This is a genomic window from Brevibacillus nigriterrae (genome assembly GCF_049846925.1).
Classification (GTDB): domain Bacteria; phylum Bacillota; class Bacilli; order Brevibacillales; family Brevibacillaceae; genus Brevibacillus_H.
Map to the genome: position 1 here is coordinate 15189 of NZ_JBNCMT010000028.1, position 17292 is coordinate 32480.

18 protein-coding genes are annotated in these 17292 nt (G+C 44.2%); 10 read left to right on the top strand and 8 right to left on the bottom strand.

Annotated features, from left to right (window positions below):
* Nucleotides 1-14: 14 nt before the first annotated feature.
* From ACPW7N_RS19100 to ACPW7N_RS19110, 3 genes are all read left to right on the top strand, one after another.
* Nucleotides 15-2273, top strand: coding sequence for a diguanylate cyclase (locus ACPW7N_RS19100; protein WP_425652700.1), 2259 nt, complete (start codon nt 15-17; stop codon nt 2271-2273).
* Nucleotides 2274-2403: 130 nt separating this feature from the next.
* Nucleotides 2404-3408, top strand: coding sequence for an MBL fold metallo-hydrolase (locus ACPW7N_RS19105; protein ID WP_425652702.1), 1005 nt, complete (start codon nt 2404-2406; stop codon nt 3406-3408).
* A 79-nt stretch (nt 3409-3487) separates the two neighbouring features.
* Nucleotides 3488-4381, top strand: a complete 894-nt coding sequence (locus ACPW7N_RS19110; protein WP_425652703.1) for a hypothetical protein — start codon at nt 3488-3490, stop codon at nt 4379-4381.
* 30 nt (nt 4382-4411) lie between these two features.
* Here the strand turns inward: ACPW7N_RS19110 and ACPW7N_RS19115 are convergent, their stop codons facing one another.
* Nucleotides 4412-5275, bottom strand: a complete 864-nt coding sequence (locus ACPW7N_RS19115) for an endonuclease/exonuclease/phosphatase family protein (RefSeq protein ID WP_425652705.1) — start codon at nt 5273-5275, stop codon at nt 4412-4414.
* A 158-nt stretch (nt 5276-5433) separates the two neighbouring features.
* On the opposite strand from ACPW7N_RS19115, the gene ACPW7N_RS19120 reads away from it, so the two are divergent.
* From ACPW7N_RS19120 to ACPW7N_RS19140, 5 genes are read left to right on the top strand one after another with little or no spacing between them, the layout of a single operon-like run.
* Nucleotides 5434-6156, top strand: a complete 723-nt coding sequence (locus ACPW7N_RS19120) for a TVP38/TMEM64 family protein (protein WP_425652706.1) — start codon at nt 5434-5436, stop codon at nt 6154-6156.
* Entirely contained in the window at nt 6128-6781 is a 654-nt protein-coding gene (refZ, locus tag ACPW7N_RS19125) for a forespore capture DNA-binding protein RefZ (RefSeq protein ID WP_425652708.1), read from the top strand. The genes ACPW7N_RS19120 and refZ overlap by 29 nt, the downstream gene beginning before the upstream one ends.
* 16 nt (nt 6782-6797) lie before the next feature.
* Nucleotides 6798-9317 (top strand): septation ring formation regulator EzrA, encoded by a 2520-nt coding sequence (locus ACPW7N_RS19130; RefSeq protein ID WP_425652710.1) that lies wholly within the window; start codon nt 6798-6800, stop codon nt 9315-9317.
* Nucleotides 9317-9523, top strand: coding sequence for a hypothetical protein (locus ACPW7N_RS19135; RefSeq protein ID WP_425652712.1), 207 nt, complete (start codon nt 9317-9319; stop codon nt 9521-9523). The genes ACPW7N_RS19130 and ACPW7N_RS19135 overlap by 1 nt, the downstream gene beginning before the upstream one ends.
* A gap of 13 nt (nt 9524-9536) precedes the next feature.
* Complete coding sequence (locus ACPW7N_RS19140) at nt 9537-9959, top strand: cytidine deaminase (protein WP_425652714.1); 423 nt, start codon at nt 9537-9539, stop codon at nt 9957-9959.
* A gap of 51 nt (nt 9960-10010) precedes the next feature.
* Here ACPW7N_RS19140 and ACPW7N_RS19145 read toward each other — a convergent pair whose 3' ends face one another.
* The 5 genes from ACPW7N_RS19145 to ACPW7N_RS19165 all read right to left on the bottom strand — a co-directional run bounded on the left by ACPW7N_RS19145 (nt 10011) and on the right by ACPW7N_RS19165 (nt 13230).
* On the bottom strand, nt 10011-10934 hold the full coding sequence (locus tag ACPW7N_RS19145) for a hypothetical protein (protein WP_425652715.1): 924 nt from the start codon (nt 10932-10934) through the stop codon (nt 10011-10013).
* Nucleotides 10909-11490: an RNA polymerase sigma factor gene (locus tag ACPW7N_RS19150; protein WP_425652717.1), complete on the bottom strand. Its 582-nt coding sequence runs from the start codon at nt 11488-11490 to the stop codon at nt 10909-10911. The genes ACPW7N_RS19145 and ACPW7N_RS19150 overlap by 26 nt, the downstream gene beginning before the upstream one ends.
* Nucleotides 11491-11602: 112 nt before the next feature.
* On the bottom strand, nt 11603-11986 hold the full coding sequence (locus ACPW7N_RS19155) for an HIT family protein (protein WP_425652719.1): 384 nt from the start codon (nt 11984-11986) through the stop codon (nt 11603-11605).
* Between the two features lie 4 nt (nt 11987-11990).
* Nucleotides 11991-12203 carry a DUF3951 domain-containing protein gene (locus ACPW7N_RS19160; RefSeq protein ID WP_425652721.1) on the bottom strand — a complete coding sequence of 71 codons (213 nt, stop codon included), beginning with the start codon at nt 12201-12203 and terminating at the stop codon, nt 11991-11993.
* Nucleotides 12204-12546: 343 nt separating this feature from the next.
* Entirely contained in the window at nt 12547-13230 is a 684-nt protein-coding gene (locus ACPW7N_RS19165) for a YjjG family noncanonical pyrimidine nucleotidase (protein WP_425652722.1), read from the bottom strand.
* A gap of 220 nt (nt 13231-13450) precedes the next feature.
* Here ACPW7N_RS19165 and ACPW7N_RS19170 point away from each other — a divergent pair, with 220 nt between their 5' ends.
* On the top strand, nt 13451-14548 hold the full coding sequence (locus tag ACPW7N_RS19170; RefSeq protein ID WP_425652724.1) for an MBL fold metallo-hydrolase: 1098 nt from the start codon (nt 13451-13453) through the stop codon (nt 14546-14548).
* 15 nt (nt 14549-14563) lie between these two features.
* Nucleotides 14564-15097: a hypothetical protein gene (locus ACPW7N_RS19175; RefSeq protein WP_425652725.1), complete on the top strand. Its 534-nt coding sequence runs from the start codon at nt 14564-14566 to the stop codon at nt 15095-15097.
* Nucleotides 15098-15298: 201 nt separating this feature from the next.
* Here ACPW7N_RS19175 and ACPW7N_RS19180 read toward each other — a convergent pair whose 3' ends face one another.
* Nucleotides 15299-16585, bottom strand: coding sequence for a BaiN/RdsA family NAD(P)/FAD-dependent oxidoreductase (locus ACPW7N_RS19180; RefSeq protein WP_425652726.1), 1287 nt, complete (start codon nt 16583-16585; stop codon nt 15299-15301).
* Nucleotides 16586-16691: 106 nt separating this feature from the next.
* A complete protein-coding gene (locus ACPW7N_RS19185; protein WP_425652727.1) occupies nt 16692-17105 on the bottom strand; it encodes a hemerythrin domain-containing protein in 414 nt (137 codons plus the stop codon).
* Between the last annotated feature and the right edge of the window lie 187 nt (nt 17106-17292).

Sequence of the window (17292 nt, forward strand, 5' to 3'; positions counted from 1 at the left end):
GAAGAGGGAGTTTTGTGGCGACCAATAGGCAGATGTTGGGGAAGTTAGAGACTGTTTTCATGTATATGGCCCACTTTTTTTTATCCTCATGGCCAGTAGATCGCCCGGGAATCCTTTTTTTGACTGATGCTGAAGGGACACTCTTGAAGTTGTTCCCGTTGCAAGGAGGACAAGCTTGGTCGCCTGCTTCCATTGAAGGCAGTTTGGCAAGCGCAACGAATCCTTTTGTACTTCAGACCATTGAGACGGGTGAAATTACCGTTCGGGAAGATAAAGAGGTAGTAGAAGCACGTACCTGGGGTATCATCCCGTTAAAGGAACGAGATGGCAAGCTGCGTGCAACAATTGGTTTGGTAGTACCTAGTGATGTCATTGATTTTGATATGTACTCCTACACGAAAGGCTTGCTTCCACTGATTTACATGGGGTATGACGCTTACATTCAACATGCAGCCAGTGAAATCGTAATGAATGCCAACAAGCACGAACGAGCCAAATTCGTAGTGAAAAGTGTCATTGACCAGATCAATGGTATTGTCAATAAAGGCATATGCTATGCTGTTCGCCTGGATGAGGAAGGAAAACTGGTTCCTCAGGATAAGGTCGCAACCCAAATGAATCAAACAACAAGAGAGCGCATAGCAGAAGTGATTCGCCGGTTTCCACAAGAACGTATTACGCCTGCAACCCTGGATGACAGCAAACTCATTGTCTATCCCATTTACTGTGAAGACAGGCCGCTCGTTGCTATTTTTTTGCATGTGATAGAGCCTTCTTCTGAAATTTTTTATGACGAACGGGACATCGCTTTTCTCCAGGAAGTCGGTGAGAAGGTTAGTTACGCTATCTATCGAGCGACGATTTCGGATGATATCAAACTGGAAGCGACCAAAAAAGATTTGCTATACGAGTTGACCAAAAAGATTCAGGCTTCTATAGATGTGAATGACGTTCTTGCTGAAATCATTAAAAGTATCAAGCAATTGTATTCGTACTTTGAAGTTGATCTTTACTTGACGGTTGATACGAACACTTCTTTGCCTGTCAAACAGCTTTCTTTTCAGCCAGGTGAGAATGAATTCAGCAGCAGAGCCTATCTGGAAGGAAAGCTTGTGGTAGGCAAGCAACAGATGGCTGAGCGCATGGTTACGGTTGTGGCAGCACCATTGCTTGGCAAACAAGGGATCTATGGTGTGTTGGAGCTGACAGCGAGAGATATGGTTAGCATCACGGCAAACGAGACCGATTATATCTCCATCTTGGCTGAGACGGCAGGTACAGCATTCGAAAATGCACAGCTTTATCAGCAATCCCGCAATCTGATTCGGGAGCTTCGTCTGATTAATGAGATGGCACAGCAATTAAATCGAAGCTTGAATCTGGAAGACATCCTTCAATTTGTTACCAATATGCTCTTACAAACGTTCGAAGCAGAGTATTGTGCGATTATCCAGAAAAAACTGGATGAAAATTCGTTGACTGTCATTTCATCGTCTGACAAGACACATATCGGTAAACTGGTTAATTCGTCTGAAAGGCCAATTGCCGATATTTTGAGCGATAAGCAGGCAGTCATTCTGGCTCACTCGAGTACGGACACTATGCCGTTCTCACTCGTTTCGTTTGCTTCCTTCATGGGGGTGCCTCTCCTGCGAGAGTCTGAAGTGACGGGCATTCTGATGGTTGCTGATTCCAGGCGACATTATTTCAGCTTTGATGACTTCAAGCTGTTAGAAATTTTTGCCCAGCATACCAGCCTGGCGATTACGAATGCCATGCTCCATAACGAAGTGGAGAGAATGGTCATTACGGATAACCTGACCGGTTTGTTTGCTCGCCGGTACTTGAACGAAAAAGTCAAATATTCACTGGATCGGGATGGGTTTGGCTCTCTGATTTTGATCGATATCGACTTCTTCAAAAAAGTAAACGATACCTACGGACATCAGGTGGGCGATGAAGTCCTGATACAGGTGTCATCCCTCATCAAGCAAAGTATCCGTGATTCCGATATTGCAGCTCGCTGGGGCGGTGAAGAACTGGCTGTATACTTGCCAAAGGTTGACTTCCACTCAGCCATGAACATAGCGGACAGAATTCGGATGCTTGTGGAGCGGGAAACCAATCCAAGCGTGACGATTTCCGTGGGAGTAGCCAAATGGGAGAAGAAGACGTCAGCCGATATGAGTGTTGAGACACTGTTCAACCTCGCGGACGTCGCCTTGTACGAAGCCAAAAACAGCGGAAGAAATCGTGTGGTATTGGCAAAATAGGTTGATAAAAGAAAGAAATGCAGCGAGAAGCCAAGGCTCTGAAGGAAGAGCTTTGGCTTTTTCTTTGTTTAACTAAATACTTTCGGTATGGTAGACTTTAGAAAATGATCCGTTTGAGGGAGGAACTGATATGAGCCTGTATTCTAACGATGAAACAATCCGCAAGACGGATGAGATTGCACGAGGAGTATACCAGATTGAGATTCCAACCCCTTTTTCTGTTGGTCCAGTGAATGTCTACCTGATTGAAGGTGAGAAATTAACACTGGTGGATGTGGGGCCGCTCATACCTGAATCATGGAATGCACTTGTGGAGGGAGTCAATCGGATTGGTTTTCAAATGCGAGATATAGAGCAAATTATTCTTACTCACCACCACGTCGATCATTGTGGGCTATTAGAGAAGGCACGCATGGAAACAGGAGCCAAAACCTATGCTCATCCGCTTGCCGTGCCGTATGTCGAATTGGACCCCGGGTTTATGGTTTTTCACGATCAGTTTTTCCTGACCCACTACAGACAGAGTGGCGTTCCTGAATCGATGCTGTCTGTGATCCAGAAATTCCATAAGCTGATGCTTACTTTTTCAGAGCAAAGCCAGATTGATGGGCTCTTGAAGCATCAGGAGCAGGTTCCCGGCTTGCCAGAATGGAGGGTTTTTTACACTCCAGGTCATTCGCAAAGTCATCTTTCTTTATATCGGGAAGCCGACAGAGTGATGGTTGCTGGTGATCATATTATCAAGCACATCTCTTCCAACGCCTTCATCGAGCCACCGCGAAATCAAACACAAGACCGTCCGCTTACGCTCGTTCAGTATCGGACGGCATTGCAAATGTGTGCTGACATGGACATCGATTTAATTTTATCGGGCCATGGGGAAGTCGTGACTAACCATCGGGAACTGATTTCTACCCGTTTACAAAAGAACTGGGAACGATCCGACATTTTGAAAGGGTTTTTGCGAGATGGAGCCAAAACCGCTTTCGAGTTGACCATGCTATTGTTCCCGACGCTTTACAAAAAGGAGCTGCCGCTCACGCTATCTGAAACACTAGGGCATCTGGATCTGTTGCGAATCCTGCATCAGGTCGACGTCAGTGAGAAGAATGGAATATTAACCTATTCGTTATAGCCTTTAGAATAGTTGCCTCCTTCCTCGGAAACCCTACTAAAGGAAGTTCTACATAGAAGAGGAAAAGGAGGGAATCGCAATGATACCGATACGGAGAGGCTTATTGTCTGCTCTTATCCTGTCTTTGCTCGTCAGTATGACTGGATGCAATGCAAATGAGAATAAAGCAGATGCCAGTGTGAAGTACAACGCCATTCGGGATCAATTTCTTGCGCAGAGTGCATATTCATTCTACGGGCGTACCAAGTTGGTCACAGGTAGTACAACCAACAGCAATCTTGTCAATTATTCTGGAGTTGTACAGGGAAAAGACGTGTACCTTGATCTGCGATTATCAAATCCTGCAGAGAAGAGTGCAACCATGATGTCTCTCGTATCAAGAGGGCCCGAGTTATTTGTAAAGTCAAGCAAGCAAAGTGATTGGTCCCCGGTTGCAGGTCAGGATTTCTCGGTTCGGCAGGAATTTGAAAACTGGAATCCGATCGCAAACGTATATCAGATGGATCAGTTGAAGGCAAGAGTGTTGCCGTTGCGAGACGGCAATAGAGAAGACGACTTCGGGGCAGTTCGAGTTTTGCTGGACTCGAACAAATTAAAGAATTGGTTGCGGGAACAGGTGCGTAGTCAACAGAGGTCACAAACTCTGGGGATACAATCTAATGGGATGCGGACTACAGCCATTCATACACCTAAGCTGAAAATGATGCTGAGTTTGGATGAAGGAATAGGCAGACAGGGAACGGCAACCATTCAGGCAAATCAATCAAATAGTGAACTCGACAACATGATCGATAATATGGAGCTCGAAGCTGAGTATACCATTCATTACGATCGGAAAAATCTGCTCCCGACCAAGTTAACCATGGCAATTCGTTCGCAGTATGTACACGGAAACCAAAATGTTGTTGAACACTCTGAGATAGAGACCTTTATTCGAGACTATGGTACAAAGGCTCGGATTCCGTCTCCTTAAGTAAATCCATTCAAAAAGAAAGAGCGTTCCCTAAAAAGAAGGGCGGCGCTCTTTCGTGTAGTTGGCAGACTCATATGCAGTTTCTGTAGCAAAATGCAACTCAAAAAAGACAGGCGAGTGATCAGACCGATTGTTTGTCGATGATTTTGCGTAGGATAGTGCCAGTTCGTCCGATATGAATATATGATCAATCTGCTTTAGGCTGTTCCCGTCAATGGTCACAAATTTAGTCTTGGACTTCGCAAGCGGGTCATCAAGCAACTTTCGAAAGGGGGCAAGCAGTGGATCGGACTGGTCAACATTGAAGTCCCCCAACAAAATCGTTGGTTCTGTATTTTGCTCCTTTTGTAGCAGTTGGTACAGCGTGTCCGCCTGCTGCTTTCGCTCAGATGCCTTTAGCCCGAAGTGCGTCGTATACAGAGTAACGGGTGAACCGTTAGCATCCACGGTTACTTTCATTACTCCTCGAGGTTCCCTTGAAGAGGGGAGAGCAATTGATTCGACGTTCTGGATGGGATATTTACTCAGAACAGCGTTGCCGTACGCACCTACAACAAAATTTATCGTTGGTGAAAATGCATAATTCATTTGTAACAAGCGGGACAATTCCTTCGCCTGATCGACAAAGCCAGAACGGGGAAGCCCCTCGTCTACTTCCTGCAGGGCAAGGATATCAGGATCAAGCTCTCTAATTTCATCGGCAATAGCTTTTACATCTGCGAGGCCTTCATCATTTCGACATCCGCGGATATTATATGTAGCTACTGATAGAGTGCCAGAGTCAGAATGTACTGTAGATGGGTAAAAGGATGATACGTAAGAACTTTCTGTAAAATTAGAATACATTGAGCAGGTTAGTAATAGAAGAAAAGAAATCAGCAAGTATTTTTTCATGAATTCCTCCGTTTCCCCTCTTCTTATTTTACTTGTCGAACCTTGAAGAGGGATACAGGGAAACATTGTCGAAAATACCAACCTAGAATGCTTTTTTTGGAAGAAGATCTATACTATAATATACGAGATTGACCAATATTTGCTCCGGGGGTGACCGGGTGAAAAAAGCAGCAGTTGTCCTTGGTGTAATTATTGCTCTGGTACTACTGTTTACACAAACAAAACTGGGAGCACTTTTACAGACTGGTGATTTGGATCAGATCAGTCAATATATAAAAACGTTCGGTTTACTTTCCATTGTAATCAGTTTCTTACTTATTGTTGTTCAAACGTTTCTTCCCTTTGTACCGTTTTTTCTTTTAGCGGGAGTAAATATTATTATCTTTGGACCAGTAGGAGGTTTCCTGCTTACCTGGATTGCTGCCGTAGTTGGCGCCAGTCTGAATTTCCTCACTGCTCGCTATGTCGCTCAAGGATGGGCGCAAGGGAAAGTAGGAAATCTTCCTTTCTTTCAACGTTTAAATGAACAGGCAGAACGAAGTGGGTTTCGAATCGTCCTCATGGCTCGGTTGATTCCAGTTTTGCCATCTACTGTCATCAATGCCGCAGCGGGCCTGTCCGCAGTATCATTTTTGCAATTCTTTGCAGCAACGTTAATCGGGAAGTTTCCGATCACCTTACTGGAAGCGATTGTAGGACATGATATTTTCAACTTCTCTGAACATAAAATCCGTTTCTTTGTTGTGTTAGGCTTGTTAGGACTGTTAATGTGGGGAGGCTCCAAGTTAGGCAAGGCCTATGAGCGCCGAGCAGAAGCCCAGTCACAGTCCAGATTGGGGAGGGACAATCCTGATGGAATGGGAGAAAGAGACGGGGAATAAGACAGAACGAACCCGGTTGCGGATCTTGAATGCCGCAGTAAAGCTGTTTGATGCGCAAGGCTACGACGGCACGACAGTTCGTCAAATTGCTGAAGCAGCCGATGTGAATCTTGCTCTGATTTCTTATCACTTTCAAGGAAAGCAAGGCTTGCTGGAAGTGTTGATTGCCACCTATTACGAGAAATTCTTCCAGCTATTGGAGGGTGAGTTTGCTGGCTCAGCCCACACTACTGCTTTGGAGCAGTTGCAGCAGATGATTCGGTTGTATGTTTTTTTTCAACGGGATCATGCTGCTGTAACCCGTCTTGTTCAGCGTGAACTTAGTGTGGAATCAATGCTGGCTAGAGAAGTGATGACGGTTTATATTCACCGCTGGAAGCACGGATTTGCATCTGTCATCGAACAGGGGATGATATCCAAAGAGTTCGAAACAGGTCCGATCGATCCGATTATCCTTGCGATGACAAGCCTTCTCGTTTATCCTTATCAAAATCCCCAAACTGTACGTGAAGTATATTATCTTGAACCCAATTCGGATGCATTCTGTGAATGGTTGATATCATCCGTTATCCAATTAGTTACTTCTTTGTTAGTGCCCATTGAGTCGCAAGCATGTAATCGATAGAAGGGGTTGTATCAAGTTGAAAAAAACAGTTTTGATAGCCTGCCTGATGGGGCTTCTGTGGGTACCAAGTGTGGTACAAGCTGCCCCTTTTCCTGATAAAATCGACGCAGTCGTTCAGGATGATGCAAACTATGTAAAAAAAGAGGATCGTCAAAAATTCGCGGAAACAATGAAAAAGTTTCCCGATCAATATAAAGTTGTTGTTGTAGAGAGCACTCAGCCAGAGGCTGCCAATGCGGATGAGTATGCACATAAATTGTATGACAAGTACAATTTACCAGAAAATTCGATGGTGATTGTGCTTGACATCGATACTGAGCAAGTGGGTGTGTATGCAGGCGAGGGGATGCAGAAAAAAGGTGCCAAGCTTGAAATGCTGCATGACAAGCTTACCTCATACTACGAGCCATACCGCAACCAAAAGCAATACATTAAAGGAATTGAGCTGTTTATCCAAGAAGTGAATGCTGAAATGGAACGGATCGGTGCTGCACCGAGGACACCTGTGGGAGAAACAGCAGCACCCGTAACAACAGCACCGAAAGAGAAATCATTTCTGGCAAGCATCCCTTGGTGGTTGTATGCGATTGTGATAGTGTTTGTTGTAGCAATCGTGGGCATGGTCTATATCATGATCCGTCGTCGTACGATCTTTTCAGAAGTAGATGAGGTAGAGGACTGGAAAGACGAGCTGGTTGAAAAGATCCAGACAATCGATTTCGAGAAATCACTGCGAAAATCTACAGGAGTAACCGAAGAACGCTATGCGATGCTGGCTGACCGCAAAGAGAACATGCTCCGGGTACGGATTCCTGATGTAGAAATGATCATCCTGGAGTCAGAGGATGCATGCGACCGATTCCGTTTTCAGGCGGCTCGCAGTCTTTTAGCAGAAGGCAGAGAGATCCTGACTGAAATTGAAACAGAATTGAAAGAACTGAAAAATGATACGACGAAAGTAGTTCATACAAAAAAAGAGAGCAAACAGGTAATCCCGGAAATTACCAAACTGGTAGAGACGGTAGAACGCAAGCTGACCAACTATCGCCTGGATTACGGACTCTCGTTCCATGAATTGAAAGTTCAACTCGATGATGTAGATAAGTTGAGAAGCGAAGTAAAGAGCGATCTGGCATCTGGAGATGATGTCAAAGCTTATGACAAGACGCTGCAAGCACAGCAAATTCTTGAAAAGCTATCACGTCTGCTCGAACTTATCCCAGCGTTGGTTGTCCGGGTACAAAAAGAGCTGCCGGAAGAACTGAAACAACTGGAAAAGGATATTTCGCTGGCAGTGGGTGACGGATACGACCTGAACGAAAGCTCACTTGATTCTGGCTTGTTGCAAACGAGACAGTTGTTGCAATCAGCCAAGTCATCACTCGAAGAAGGCGATATTGCCTTGACTGAGACCCATGTAAAGGCATTTGAAGTTCAAGTAGATCATATTTATCAGGCCATGGAAGAATCGGTTTTAGCAGCCAAGAAGCAGGTGGCAGCAGCTACTACAGTAGACACGTCGAACGTTGAGGAAGCGATAGAGACTGTAGATGTGGCTGGGGTTAGTACGGAAGCCGAGGTTAGTACGGAGACTGAGGTAAGCCCTGAGATTGAGGTAAGCACTGAGACTAAGACTGAGACTAATACTGAGACTAATACTGAGACTAATACTGAGACTGAAGCAGAGGATACAACGCTTGAGGTAGATGCTGAACAAGCCCCGCAAGCGGAAGAACTACCTCAGGAAAACGAGCAACAGGAAGAATTGCAGCACCAGGAAGATACACCTGTGGTTTCCGAAACGATGAGTCAGGAAGAGCGTTACTACTTATTGAATCAAGTGCATGAAGCAGAGTCACACCCGCAAAATGATGAAAAAGCAGATAAAGAGCAAGATGAGCTGGTAAAAGTGAAATTTAACGTTCCTGTGATCGATGCACGTGGACAAGTTGACGATGAAGAGTATGAATTGGTCATGCCAAAGCAAGCATCTTCTGAACAACAGGCTGAGATTGAATCAGTCGAATCGCACGAACTGATTCTTGAAACGGAAGAAGATGTCCTTGATGAAATGGAGCGCATCTCAGGAGCATTGGTACGGATTCGACAACAAATCAAGCGGAGCTATCTGCCTGGGATTCCGAGCGATTTGAAGTTATTGTTTGATCAGGTGGTACAAGCGTTAGGCCGTGTGCAAATCGCAATGGAGAGATATAATTATTCACTGGAGGAAGTAGCCTATCTGTTGGAAGAAGCCAACGAATCGTTGATTGCAACGGAGAAAATGGCCGCGCAAGTAATCTCTTACTCTCAAAAGGCTGAAGGTGCGATTCAGTACACCAATCGCTATCGCAGACAAAACAGACAGGTGAATGATTTGCTGACGAAAGCCGAGGCAGCTTTTAGACAGTTGCGGTTTAGCGAGGCCCTTCTTCTTGCTGAAGAGGCCCGATTGATTATAGAAGGAGAGCCAGAGGAAGGCGTTACGACCAGTCGTTGGCTGTTGAGAAAGAAGAAAAAGGAGACGCAACGCTAATGAAGCTATTCTTGCCATTGTTCCTACTCGTAATTAGTGTGATTGTCATGTGGCAGCCCCGGACGAAACGTTGGCAAGATCGTATCCGTGCTCACTTTGGTGGCAATGAACAACGGATGAAGCAGCGAGCAAATACATTCTTTCTTCTCGGCTTTGCATTCTTTCTCGGTGGATTAGCTTTGTTATATCGAGTAACCACTCAATAAAGCAGGTGAACATGTGAAGCTGTCAAAACTGACGAAGCAGGATGAAGAGTTGATTGCCTCAGCTCAGGAAGTAATCAAAAGATGCTATGAATTCGAGCGTCATCATGTTGGTGCAGCGCTGAGAACTAAAACGGGTGAAATCTTTTCAGCCGTTCATGTAGAAGCCAATGTCGGCAGAATTACGGTGTGTGCTGAAGCCATGGTGATCGGAAAAGCAATTTCAGAAGGATATAAAGAATTCGATACAATTGTTGCTGTAAGGCACCCGGACCCAGATGATGATAATCGGGAGATCAAGGTTGTCTCGCCTTGTGGCATGTGCAGAGAGCTGTTAAGCGATTACGGGAGCGGCGATTTGCAGGTCATTATTCTCGACGAAACAGAAATCGGCAAGTGTCACATCGATGAGCTTTTGCCGTTGAAGTATAAACGGTAGATAAAAAACAGGAGCAGTGAAAGGTTGTAAATCCTTTCCTGCTCCTGTTTGCTATTGTTGCTGCTTTATCAGGTCTTTTGCCACAGTCACCAAATCCTCTTTAGTTATATCAGCGGATCGCGTTCTTAGCTCGAAAAGCTGCTTTTTGTCGTTGTTAAGAAATTTGATATACTTTATTACCCGTGATTCTTTACCCTGATTTTGGATGGTCAGGATATGATAGATTGCCTCTGTTTGATCAATCATCACTTTTTCTACTGTTACGTCTGGGCCAGCATCGGAGCTAATCTTCTGTATTTCCTCAAGATTATCTATGTTTAACCTTATCTCTCCCGTACCTCTAGCGTAGGCGGCACTCATCCGCTGAATCTTCTTGTCTACAGGAATCTCCTTGATCACGACATCTTTGTTTGTCTCGTCTGCCTCCCGACGCATCGCTTCTTCATCAACTTCATGATTTACCATATGTTCGATATATCCACTTGTAAAGGAGTAACCTCCCACGAGTTCTGCTGGAAAACGGAATATATTTCCCACCATAGACTGGAGCTCCGAGCGATCGGTAGAATCAATTGCTTTTTGCAGGAAACGTATTATTTTCTCAGGATTATCCTTGCTCTTTACATAGACAGCCACAGCCGTTCCTGGCTTTAAACTCTCTCGTACCTCGTTAATTTTATCATTATAACTTACGGGTTCCGAAACCGTGTTTTGTTCTGTTCGATTTACCTGTACAACAACTTCTCCCTTGTCGTTCTTCAATTCATACACTTTTATTGCAGCAAAGGCAGAGGTTACGACAAACACAAGGCAAGCAGCCACGATCAATCCCATTTTTCTTTTCATCTGGTGGGCCTCCTTTTGACTATTCCTTCCGTACAATTTTTGCAATACCTGATCCTTGACATCAATTTTGGGAACAGATGTTGTTTGGAATAACTTCTTGATCTCATCGGATGGCTGAGAAGGTTTCATCCACGTTCCCTCCTTTTTGCGTAACCAGGTATATTTTGCATTTTTTGATTGCCCTCTCGTATTGCTTTCGAAGTGTTGCAGGTTTTTTGTTAAAAAGTAACGAGAGCTCTTCATAGCCTCTTTCCTCAAGTACACGCAAGATAACGAGACTTCGTTCTTCTGGTGAAAGATTGGCTAAAGCACGGTGCAGCGGTTCGCTCAGATGCTTGCTGTCTACGTTGGCTTCCCCTTCATTTTCACTCACGGTCTGTGTTCCTGTTCTCAAAAAAGTGATGATTCGAGAAAGCTTTTTCCGCTTAATCAGATTAATGCAGTGATGGTAGGCTATTTTATATACCCAGGCAGAAAAGGAAACGCTTTTCGTATACTTGTCAATTTTTTCATATACCTTGAGCAGCACTTCTTGAACGGCATCTTCTGCTTCTTGTTTGTGCCCCAGCATATGGTAACAATAAGTGAAAATCGGTTGTTGTAGAGCTTCTATCACAACTCCAAACTTCTCCAAATCACCTGACTTCACAGCTTCAATCAAGTGCTCCATCGTATCATTATCCAAGCTTTCCCACCTCCTTCTGCAATGTATAACAAATAAGCCATCCATTTTGTGACTGGTGGCAACCGAAAACAAATTTTTTCATTTATAAAATGTTTGAAATAGAAGGGGGGAATTAAAGACGTCTGTTCGCTTCACTCTTCAGCCAATGTCTGATTCCTTTGCCTGCAAATGGTTCATTTGCATAGCGGGGAATTACATGGAGGTGTGCGTGAAAAATGTGCTGTCCACCGACTTCCCCACAATTCCAGCCAACATTGTAGCCCTGCGGTTGACACTGTTGATCCAATAGTTCCTTCACACTGGACAATAACTTGTATGTATCTCTCCATTCATCTTCCGATAAATCAAATAGTGTCTCACGGTGTTTTTTTGGAACAATTAATCCCGAACCAAATAGAATCTCTTGTGGAGTTTGCAGGAACAGACAGGTCTCGTTGCTCAAGACAACTCGTTGATCATTGATTAATCCGGTATTGCAAAAAGGGCAATTTTTCATCTGATTACTCCTTGTCATCAGATTCGTCCTCGTCCATTTCTTTCTTATCTACTTTTTCTTCATGGTGTTCGATTTGGGTCTGGCCGAAGATGTGATCTAATGGGGTGTAGTAATGCTCTACTATTTTATTCTTGCTAAAATACTTGTATAAAGCGACACCTACGGTAACGATAATTAAAAGTGATATTGAGATCATTACGCCTGTCATCACGATCATAAAATCAGTCCTTAGTATAATAGTTTCACCCTCTAGGACTAATTACCAATTAAAATAATCGTAGAGGACAAGGGAATAAATAAAAACTCCAAAAACGATCGCAAAAATTCCCTGTATGCGATTTCGGTATCTGAGATGAAAAACACCGATTGCCAGGAATGAAAACAAGAGTCCAAAAAGTGACCACAAGTATTTATTGTCATTCCGATATTTTGCTTCTCTATATAACCAAATGCTCATTAAGATACTAATGATCGGTAACATTATCTCATCACTCCTCGGAACGAATGTACTCCATAGATATCAGAATCCGATAGATTATTGCAATACTCCAACGATGAAATCACCGAACAATAGGCAGAAGCTCTGTCAGTTCGCTGATTTCATAAGTTGGCTTTATACCTGTGTTGTTATCCTTACGATGCGGATTGAACCAGCAGGTATCGATTCCATAATTAATCCCTCCCTGGATATCAGAGGTTAAAGAATCACCTACAATCAACACTTTCGCCTTATCCGTAATTTGAAGCTTGGTAAACGCATAATCGAAAATCTCTCTATCAGGCTTCTGGAATCCAACCTGCTCGGAAATAATAATATGTTCAAAGGTATTAGAGAGAGGGGAGCCTCCGATCCTTGATGTCTGCACATTCGCAAATCCGTTTGTTATAATTGCCAATCGACAACCGGCAAGATTTTCGCACAATTCAACGGCTCCTTGAATAAGATGTATTTCCTTGCCCAAATATCCAAGATAAACATTGCTGAATGCTTCTGCGTTGATTCCAAGATTACACGCCAGGAACAATCTCTTAAATCTCTCCACCCCTAGTTCTGATAAAGTGATTAGGCCCTGTTCCAAATCTCTCCACAATCCCTTGCTAATCTCTTGGTATCTGGCTCCATAATTCTCCTGTCCAGTAGGCAATCCGAATGCTATAAAAGCATGATGAAGTGCATTTTTTTCCGACTTTTTGAAGTCGAATAATGTATCATCAACATCGAATAGTATGGTTTCGTATCTCATGGCAACCTCCCTGTTTTGAAACTATTTCTCTATTAATAATAAAATTTAAAGCTTGTCCATATCGTACTATAAATTAAGCGATCGCGACTGTGGTCGTTTTTCAGTAGACCCTAGGATAAAATTATATAGTAAAATTATGGGATGTGAGTGATTATACTTTAAAACACGATAAAGTGATAAACATAACCAAAATCTTGAACAACGAAAGAGGTACATACACATGTTGGCTTTCCTAATGATTGTTGCAGGACTTATACTCTTTGCTTTTCTTTTCATAACCTACTATCCTGTTTTTGGTGGAAAAGCATCAAGGGAGAAAAGCGATACATTCAACCAATACGAGAACTTCTCCGAAGGAAAGTTTGTGAATCAAATACCGACGATCATGGATATGAAAATAGGGACTACTATATCCGTCCTGAAAGATTTTCTGAGAGGCAACCCCAAAGGTAAGCCAGACCGATCAATTCCCATGGTGAGCTTGAATACTGCCAACTTACTTGATGATCATAAACAATCAAAAATAACCTGGTTTGGGCACTCGGCATTCTTGCTGGAGGTTGACGGAAAAAGAATACTAATAGATCCGATGTTTGGAAATGCGCCCTCTCCCTTTCCTATATTTGGATCAAAGCGCTACAGTGAGAAGTTGCCTTTTGAAATCGATGCCCTCCCTCTAATCGATGCTGTTATTTACTCGCATGATCATTATGACCATTTGGACTTTAGCACGATCAAAAAGTTGAAAGATAAGGTAAGTCAGTTCATTGTCCCGCTTGGTGTCGGGGCACACCTGGAAAGATGGGGGATCGATCAGGAGAAGATTTCAGAGCACGGCTGGTGGAGTGAATTTGAATGGAATGGACTGACACTTGTTTGTACGCCTGCAAGGCATTTTTCAGGAAGAAGTTTGACAGACCGAAATTCTACATTGTGGTGTTCATGGGTGATTACCACAGAGCAACTCAACATTTACTTTAGTGGGGATAGTGGCTATGGCCCTCATTTTAAAGAGATCGGGGAAAAATACGGACCATTTGACCTAACCCTGATGGAGTGTGGACAATACGATGAGCGCTGGTCAGCTATCCACATGGTCCCAGAGGAAACTGTACAGGCACATCTTGATGTGAATGGAAAAACCTTGGTACCGATACATTGGGCAGCCTTTACGCTGGCGTTGCATGACTGGACGGATCCAATCGAACGTGCTTGGAAGGAAGCCAAAAAGAAAAGTGTAGATATTTCTACTCCAAAAATAGGGGAAACGATCGTTCTCGATTCAGATCAATACCCTCGTTCAGCCTGGTGGAGATAGAGGAGGGGAGCCCGAATGCGAAGGCAGCTAAATTTCATAACAATCGTTATTCTTAGTTGTTTATGGGCGCTTTTTTCATCACAAGGGTCAGTTTCCGCATGCTCCTGTGGCTATCCGCCACCATCTCCACAGAAATCGATGGAGAACGTAGATTTTGTTTTTGCAGGCACAGTGAAAGAGATTCGTAGAACTAGAATGGGAATGGAAGTACTTTTCGACGTGCGAACAACGTGGAAAGGCATCGATCAGACACAAGTCCTCGTCATGACTGGTATGGGAGGCGGAGATTGCGGATATGAGTTTGAGAAAGGAAAAGAGTATATCGTGTATGGAGGGGATTATGATCCCTTTGAAGGAAAGTTATCAACCAATGTTTGCATGCGGACAAGAGAAATCTCAAAAGCCGGAGAAGACCTGTTGTATCTGGGAGAAGGGGCAGTACCCACAGAGAAGGTAAATTTAGAGCATTGGGGAGCAGTCTGGTACTTGGCTGGAGCAGTAGCGGTATTCGGTTTTCTGCTCTATCGCATAGGCAAAGCCATTCGCTGATCTATCTCCCGGAAATAAAAAAGTGAGCGCCGATTCCGTATCGACGCTCCAAGAGATAAAGGGAGTAGAGGTGTGTGAATCAGCAACCGACTACTTTTAGGGGGAGTAGGGTTCTGAAACTCGCTCTTCTCAAGAGAAGAGTACCTATACTATCATATTCCCCACTTCTATCATCGTTAAACCTGTTTTAAACCTACTTTTTTAAAATTTTTTTGCGAACCGAGCAACATCTGCACTGTGACGGCCTGCCACATAACCAGAAGAGAAGGCAATCGTAATATTGTACCCACCTGTATGAGCGTGGACATCCATTACTTCCCCGGCAAAAAACAGACCAGAAACCAGCTTGGATTGCATGGTTTTAGGGTCAATTTCCTTTACAGAAACGCCTCCTCCCGTGATAAAAGCCTCCTGGATGGAGAGTGTTCCCGTAATCGTGAGAGGGAACGCCTTTATCAACTGAATGAAGGTTTGCCAATTTTTTTTGGACAAATTGCTGAAGGTGGTCTCTTCCGGAATGGATGATAGAGAAAGGAGAGTCGAAAGCAATCGCTCTGGTAAAAAACCTCTTAGCACATTTTTTACTGATTTTTTCGGTTGTGCTTCCATGCTCTCCCACGATTCCGCAAAAAGCTCCTCGCTAGTATCATCTGGCCTGCAATCAATTTCCAGCCGCAAAGGGATTTGACCATATTTTCGCAAGGCAATGGATACATAGTGTCCCATTCGAAGGGCTGCTGGTCCTGATATGCCAAAATGGGTAAAGATCATATCGCCTGTCTGGGCTGATAGTTTTTTTCCTTTGGGGTCCAACAGGGTCATCTTGATGTCTCGAAGCGATAGCCCTTGCAGTCGTTTCTCTTTTATGTACGGATCGTTTGACAAAAGGGGAACCTCGGTTGGATACAACTCGGTAATGGTATGACCGGCCGCTTTTGCCCATTCATATCCGTCACCCGTCGAGCCTGTCTGTGGCACCGAACAACCCCCTACCGCAATGATTACGCATGGAGCATCCAGCTTTTCACCGCTTGTCAGTTGTATCCCCCGACACTCTCCATTTTCATACAATACATTGTCCACCGGAGCGTTAGTTCTGATCTCCACGCCCATTTTGCGAATCTCTCCGATCAGCGCATTGGCAACAGTGATTGCTTTATCAGATACAGGAAACATCCGCCCGTTGTCTTCTTCTTTTAACGGAACACCGAGCTCCTCGAAGAAATAGATAATATCCTGGTTGCTGAATTGAGCCAATGCGCTATGCATGAAACGCCCGTTCCCCGGCATCATTTTAATCAGTTCATCTAGTTCTTTGGCATTGGTCACGTTGCATCGTCCACCGCCAGAGATAATGAGCTTTCGCCCCAGTTTTTCTCCTTTTTCAACCAAACACACACGTGCGTGATTCGAAGCAGCGGAGTAGGCAGCCATCAGACCGGCGGGGCCGCCTCCGATCACGATGACATCATAAGAGCTGTTCTTCATTGTAAAGTACCATCCTTTAATCTTCTATCTTTTCATCATAACGAATCAGACAGGGATTTTCCAATGGATGGAGCAACTCGACTGCTGTTTCGCAACTGTGCCATCGTTAGGCAAGCAAACTGCTCTCCTCATCACGACTATGAATGCTATTAATCAACAACAAAGCCGTGAAACGTGACAGTATCTCCTCGTTTACATCGTGTTCCTCGAGAAGTCCTTTTGTCTGTGCAACAATCTTTCGCAAGAGATCGTGATCACGAGTGAGCTTGGTGATTTGTTCAGCGAGCTCTGGACGCCCGGTCAGTACCTCTTGATAGAAACCTTCTTCCTCTGCTTCAGCGTGGGCAAGGGTGCGTGTTTCCCAATGTTCAAGCAGTGCTTCCGCCGCCAATCTAGCATGTTCTCTTCGACCATCTCTATATAATTGTGTGAGCATTTCCGTCATATTTTGGGCTTCCGAATAAGCACCATCGTGGATCGAGCGATGGGAGTGGAGTTTTCGCAGCGAAGGGCCAGACATTTCGCTTCTCCTTTCTAAATAGTTCAGAATTTATAAGTTTGGGGCCCCGCCCGACGATGCACAGGACGTGCGAGTGTCGACGATGCAACACGGATGTTGCGTTTAGTCGACCGCCAGCTATCTTCTTGTGTCGGGTGGGTTATCTAGTAATTCAAGCCTTGCCATATCGAAAGTTTCCTAGACCTGT